The organism is Noviherbaspirillum suwonense (genome assembly GCF_900182955.1).
GTDB classification, from domain to species: Bacteria; Pseudomonadota; Gammaproteobacteria; order Burkholderiales; family Burkholderiaceae_D; genus Noviherbaspirillum_A; species Noviherbaspirillum_A suwonense.
Map to the genome: position 1 here is coordinate 1 of NZ_FXUL01000064.1, position 1577 is coordinate 1577.

Consider the following 1577-nt stretch of genomic DNA (forward strand, 5'->3'; position numbering starts at 1 on the left):
CCGACGCAGTCTTCCACCACCAGCGGCCGGAAACCCAGCGACATCGCGTCCACCACGCTGGCCCGCACGCAGCCGCTCGTCACGCTGCCCGCCACCAGCAGCGTCTTCACCCCGCGCTGCGTCAGCCAGGCCGCCAGCGACGTGCCGAAAAACGCCGACGGCACCGTCTTCCTCACCACCAGCTCGTCCTCCCGCGGCGCCAGCTGCGGCACGATCGCGCTGTTCCAGTCCGCTTCCTTCAGCGTCAGCATGCCCGGCACCTTCAGCGTGAAGATATTGCTGTCCGCGCCGCTGTCAGAGAACACGATGCGGCTGTGCGCCACCGGCCAGCCGCGCTCCCGCGCCGCCGCCAGCAGCTCTTCGGTGTGGGCGATCGCCTGCGGGATGTTGCCGCCGCCGAACACGGCCGGGTCGGCGAAGCCATTGACCAGGTCCACGATCAGCAGCCCGTACGGCGGCTGCGGCTGCAGGTCCGCGCCGAAGCCCTGGCGCTGGTACGCATCGATGTCGCCGCTCATGCCAGCGCCCGTCCGAAGCCGTCCTGCACCACGCCGCGCGTGACCATGTCCTCGCCGTCGAGCCGCACCGTGCAGTTGCGGATCGGGATGTCGATATGGCAGGCCGTGTTGCGGCTGCCGCCGGCCTCGTTGTTCGGTCCCAGCGAGCACAGGAAGTTGCCCTCGTAGGCCCGTGCATCCATGCCAATGGTGCGCTCGCGGTCGTACAGCGCCAGCGTCGACCAGCGCGCCCGCGGCTGCAGGCCCCAGCCGATGTGCGACATCGCATACGCTTCCGGGTCGTTGAAGGACGCCATGTAGTCGCGCAGCAGCGCCGCATCCACCCCGCCCTCGATGGCCACGCAGTAGCCTTCCTTCATCGTCAGCCGCACCGGCTCGGCCACGTAGCTTTTCTGCGGCAGGATGATGTCGCCGCGGTCGAGCACGATGGTGCCGTTGGTGCGCCGCTCGTCGGGCCAGGTCAGCGCAAAGCCGCTGGGCCAGTGGTCCCAGCGGCCCGGCTCGTCGACATAGCCGTACTCGGAGATGACGGGGAACTCGCCCAGCGCGCAGCGCAGGTCGGTGCCGGCGTCGGAGACGATGTGCATCTCCTTCGCCTTCTCGATGCGGGCGGCGGCGGCCCGCACGCGGCTGCGGTCGGCCTCGGTCGGCACCAGCCGGGCGAGGATTTCGGGCGGCTCGACGGCCAGCAGGATCTTGGTGCCGGCCTGCAGGATCTCGTGCTGCTCGGGCGAGAACAGCAGCGTCATCAGGTCAAGCACCAGGTCGCTTTCCTTGAGCATGGCGATGGCGGCGCGGTTGCCGGTGAGCGGCGTGGTGCCGAGGTAGGCCAGCGGGTCGCGCGAATGGGCCAGGTCGCCGTTGACCGGCGGCAGGTCGAGGCGGTTGACGATGGCGCCCATGCCGGAGGCGGCGATGACGGCTGTCTGCAGCGTCTGCGGATGGGTCGAAGCCGAGGTCAGCACGGTCACGGTCTGGCCGGCTTCGAGCTTGGACAGCGTGAGCACCTGGGTCCAGGCGCGGATCATGTCATGGTCGCTGATCATGGTGGTTTCCTTT

Annotated in this window: 2 protein-coding genes; both read right to left on the bottom strand. The window is 69.4% G+C overall.

Translation table 11 applies throughout. From position 1 onward, the window contains the following. The coding region (locus tag QOL82_RS29085) for an isochorismatase family protein (RefSeq protein WP_283445814.1) at nt 1-518 on the bottom strand (518 nt) is incomplete at its 3' end. Then, complete coding sequence (locus QOL82_RS29090) at nt 515-1564, bottom strand: 2,5-dihydroxypyridine 5,6-dioxygenase NicX family protein (protein ID WP_283445815.1); 1050 nt, start codon at nt 1562-1564, stop codon at nt 515-517. The genes QOL82_RS29085 and QOL82_RS29090, both read right to left, overlap by 4 nt. Between the last annotated feature and the right edge of the window lie 13 nt (nt 1565-1577).